The following is a 4,620-nucleotide window of genomic DNA, read 5'->3' on the forward strand; positions in this document are numbered from 1 at the left end:
CCTGGTCAGGTGTCTCGAAACCCCCTACGCCTCCTTTGGGACGTCATGTCGCTGCGCCTCATTCCGTTCGCCGATCCGGGTGTGCCTGACACCCGGTCCGGTCTCCGACTCATTCTCTGGCTCGAACATCAGCAGCTCCGCGGGCAGCTCATCTCGGTGGGCTGGGGCGTGCTCTACTTCGGCGGGATCGCGGCAGCGCCCGTCGCCGTCGGCATGGCCGTCCAGGCCGTGATCGACAAGTCCTGGCCCCGGCTGATCCTGTCCGGCCTGCTGCTGCTCGCCTTCGGTGCCGCGAAGGCCGCCGCGGACTCCTTCTTCCACCGCGCCGTGGTGACGAACTGGATCGCTACTGCGTCCCGGCTGCAGCAACTGCTGTTCCGCAAGGCCTCGGAGCTGGGCTCGCTGCTCACCCGGCGGATCGCCGCCGGTGAGGTGGTCGCGGTGAGCAGTGGCGACGTCGAGAAGATCGGCTGGTTCGTCGAGGTGCTCGGCCGGTTCGCCGCCGCCCTGCTGACCTGCTTCGCGGTCGTGATCGGGCTGCTCTTCTACGAACCACAGCTCGGCCTGGTGGTCGCCGTCGCAGTACCGGTGCTGGCCTTCTCGATCGTCCCGCTGATGGGCCCGGCTGAGCGCCGGGCGGACGCCCAGCGGGCGACGGGCGGCCGGGCCACCGAGCTCGCCGCCGACACTGTCGCCGGTCTGCGCGTACTGCGGGGCATCGGTGGCGAGCAGCTCTTCCTGGAGCGGTACCGCGCGGCCTCGCAGGAGTACAGGGCGAGCGCGGTCCGCAGTGCACGGATGTGGTCGCTGATCGCCGCCCTGCAGGTGCTCCTGTTCGGGATCTTCCTGGTGCTGATCGTCTGGCTGGGAGTGCGCTTGGTGATTTCCGGCCGGATCAGCGTCGGTGAGCTGGTCACGACGTACGGGTTCATCACCTTCATGATGGTGCCGCTGCACACCTTCGAGGAGGCAGCTAGCGCCTTCATCTTCTCCAAGGTGTCGGCACGGCGCGCGGCGCGAGTGCTGTCGTTGCAGCGGACCGACGCGGCGATGGGGACCGGCGAGGCTCAGCTGCCCGACGGCGACCTGGTCGACCCGGTCTCTGGTCTGGCCGTGGCCGCCGGGAGCTTCATTGTGGTGGTCTGCGGTAATCCGGACGCCAGCGGCCGCCTTGCGGACCGTCTTGGCGGCCACAGCCCGGAGGCGGAGCCCGGGACAGCCTCGGTACTGCTCGACGGGGTTGCGCTGGACGACATCCCGCTGGGGTCGGCTCGGACCGCAGTAATGGTGCAGGACAAGGATCCGGTGCTGCTGTCCGGCACTGTCCGCGAGCTGTTCGACGTGCCCTCGAGCGGCGCGGTCACCCCCGAGGCTGCGCTCGACGCAGCCCAGTGCGCCGACATCATGGACGTACTGCGTCAGTCGCTGCCGGATGGTCTCACCGATCCGATGGAAGCGGTTCTCACCGAGCGCGGGCGATCCCTGTCCGGCGGACAGCGTCAGCGAGTGGCTCTGGCCCGCTCGCTGTACGTGGACCCGACAGTGCTGGTGCTGGATGAACCGACCAGCGCGGTGGACGCGCACACCGAGGTGCGGATCGCGGACAGCCTCCGGTTGCTCCGGACCGGCCGGACCACGGTGGTGTTCACCTCCAGCCCGCTGATGCTGGACCGGGCAGAGCTGGTGGTGTTCGTGCCGGACGGTCAAGTCGATGCCATCGGCACCCATCACGACCTGGTGCACGGCAACCCCCGCTACCGCGCGGTCGTCACCCGTGAAGACGAGCCAACCCTCGAGGAGTCGGTGTGAAGCGCCCTGAGTACGACCCGGCAGCGCCGCAGGTCGCGGCTCGCCTGCCGGTGGCCGGTGCTCCCACGGTCAAGGCCTACCTGAGGACGCTGTTCAAGCGGCATCGCCGGGCCTTCGGCTGGCTGACCGCCGTCAACGCGGCAGCCGCCCTGAGCGGCATGGTCGGGCCGTGGCTGCTGGGGAACGTCGTGGAGAAGCTTTCTCTAGGCGAGACCGATGTCGACCTGCCGTACGTGGTGCTCGGCTTCACCTGCGCCCTGCTGCTGCAGACGGTGTTCGTCCGGCTCACGCGTCTCCGTGGCGCGGTGCTGGGCGAGGAGATGCTGGCCGACCTGCGGGAGGACTTCCTGGTCCGCTCGGTCGCACTGCCGCCGGGCGTGCTCGAGCGCGCCGGTACAGGCGACCTGCTGTCCCGGATCACCACGGACGTGGACCGGCTGTCACACGCGATGCGGGATGCGGTTCCACAGCTGACGATCGCGGTGATCTGGGCGTCGTTGCTGATCGGTGCCCTGGTCGTAACGGCACCCGAGCTTGCCGTGGCTCTGGTGATCGCCGCGCCGATCCTGATCATCGGTGCCCGTTGGTACTTCCGCCGCGCGCCCTCGGCGTACCGGTCGGAGGCGGCGGGCTTCGCAGCGGTGGCCTCAGGCCTGGCCGAGACGGTCGACGCCGGCCGCACGGTCGAGTCGCACCGGCTGGGCAGCCGGCGGATCAAGCTGGGCGACACCCGGATCGGGCAGTGGGTGGCGTGGGAGCGGTACACGCTCTACCTGCGGATGATCTTGTTCCCGGTCATCAACATGACCCACACGGTCGCGCTGGCCGCAGTACTGGTGATCGGAGGCGGCTTCGCCATCCAGGGCTGGCTCACGGTCGGTGCGCTGACCACCGGTGCGCTCTACATCCAGATGCTGGTCGAGCCGGTCAACATGATGATCCGCTGGTACGACGAGTTGCAGGTGGCCCAGGTCTCCCTGGCCCGGCTGGTCGGGGTCCGTGAGGTCGAGGCAGACGAGGGCAGTGGCGAGACAGAGCCTGACGGGCGGACTGTCCTCGCCGATGAGGTGCGGTTCGGTTATCTGGAAGGGCGGGACGTCCTGCATGGAGTCACGCTGACAGTGGAGCCCGGTGCCCGGGTTGCGCTGGTGGGACCGTCTGGAGCGGGCAAGTCGACGCTGGGCCGACTGTTAGCGGGGATCTACTCGCCGCGGTTGGGCGACATCACTCTGGGCGGTGCAGCTCTCGACCAGATGTCGGCCGAGCAGGTTCGCAGTCACGTCGCCCTGGTGAACCAGGAGCACCACGTGTTCGTGGGCAGCGTGCGGGACAACCTGCGGCTGGCCCGGACGGAGGCGTCCGATGCCGATCTGTGGACGGCTCTTCGGGCGGTGGACGCTCACGCCTGGGTGGCCGGGTTCGAGCACGGCCTCGACACTGAGGTCGGCTCGGGCGGGGTCTCGCTGACCCCGGCGCAGGCACAGCAGGTGGCGCTGGCCCGGTTGGTGTTGGCGGACCCGCACACGCTGGTCCTGGACGAGGCCACCTCGCTGATGGACCCGCGGGCCGCTCGTCACCTGGAGAGGTCCTTGGCCGGCGTGCTGGAGGGACGAACCGTGGTCGCGATCGCACACCGGCTGCACACCGCGCACGACGCGGACGTGATCGCGGTGGTCGAGGACGGCCGCATCGTCGAACTGGGCGGTCACGACGAACTGGTCGATGCCGAAGGCCCCTATGCCGCCCTCTGGCACTCCTGGCACGGCGACCGCTGACCATCCATTGGAGACTCCCTTCACTTGAAGGGGGTCTCCAACGGGGCGAGGGTGCCCGCGGTTGCGTCGAGGCGGACAGGGAGGCCCAGGGGGACGGCAAGGTTGATCTCTTCGTGGCCGATGGCGGCGCCCTGGACCATCGGGAGGCCCAGTGGTTCCAGCCGGTCGCGGACCACCTCGGCGACCAGGCCCTGATCGTCGGCATCGCTGAAGTCGCCGATCACCAGTCCGGTCACCTCCTCGAACCACCCGGACCTGAGCAACTGGGTGAGCAGCCGGTCGACCCGGTAGCCGTCCTCGGTGACGTCCTCGATGACCACGATCCCGGCCGGACGCGCGTAGGTCGGAGTACCGATGCTTGCTGCCAGGAGGGCCAGGTTGCCGCCGCGTAGGCGACCCTCCGCAGTACCGGAGACGACTGTGCGCGCGCCGATCGGGTCGAGCAGGTCCTTGATCGACTCGGGCGAGAACAGCAGGTCGCGCAGGCGGTCGCGCGACTCCGGCGCCCTGAGCTGACCCACGGACGCTGCCATCGGGCTGTGGACAGTGACGAGCCCGCGGGCGTTGAACGGTTCGTGCAGCGCGGTCAGGTCGCTGAAGCCGACCAAGATCTTCTCGATCCCGGCCAACTCGTCGATGTCGAGGTGCTGCAGCGTCCGCTGCACGCCGTACCCACCGCGTCCGGCGAACACAGCCGCGTACTGCGGGTCCAGCCACGCGGACCGGAAATCGTCAGCACGCTGCGCGTCGTCGCCGGCCAGATAGGGCAGCCGGTGATGCCGAGCCATCGCGCTCGGCATCACCTCGACCTCGAGACCCCAGTCGACCAGGTACTTCGTCCCGAGCTCCACGTTCTCCGCCGCCAACGGCCCAGCCGGCGCCACCACCGCCACCCGATCCCCGACCTTCAGCCGCGCAGGCTTCCTCACTTCAGTCATGCGCGGCACGCTAGCTCAGCCGCCGCGCGTCTGGGCAGATAGGCCCGGAAGCGCCCCGCGCGAGGCTCGACCACTGGCTGGCAGTCGACGGCACCGTC

Annotated in this window: 3 protein-coding genes; 2 read left to right on the forward strand and 1 reads right to left on the reverse strand. The window is 69.4% G+C overall.

Going from position 1 to position 4,620, the window contains the following annotated elements; genetic code table 11:
- Positions 1–1,809, forward strand: a 1,809-nt coding sequence (locus VFG33_RS08045; protein ID WP_325024027.1) for an ABC transporter transmembrane domain-containing protein, incomplete at its 5' end; no start/stop codon positions are given.
- Positions 1,806–3,584, forward strand: a complete 1,779-nt coding sequence (locus VFG33_RS08050; RefSeq protein ID WP_325024029.1) for an ABC transporter ATP-binding protein — start codon at positions 1,806–1,808, stop codon at positions 3,582–3,584. The genes VFG33_RS08045 and VFG33_RS08050, both read left to right, overlap by 4 nt.
- A gap of 20 nt (positions 3,585–3,604) precedes the next feature.
- On the opposite strand, the gene VFG33_RS08055 is transcribed toward VFG33_RS08050, so the two are convergent.
- Positions 3,605–4,522 (reverse strand): S66 peptidase family protein, encoded by a 918-nt coding sequence (locus tag VFG33_RS08055; RefSeq protein WP_325024031.1) that lies wholly within the window; start codon positions 4,520–4,522, stop codon positions 3,605–3,607.
- Positions 4,523–4,620 lie beyond the last annotated feature (98 nt).

It is taken from the genome of Kribbella sp., from assembly GCF_035687465.1.
GTDB lineage: Bacteria > Actinomycetota > Actinomycetes > Propionibacteriales > Kribbellaceae > Kribbella.

Coding starts and splice junctions, on each gene's coding strand:
- VFG33_RS08055 (WP_325024031.1), bottom strand. CDS start 4,522: ATGACTGAAGTGAGGAAGCCTGCGCGGCTGAAGGTCGGGGATCGGGTG.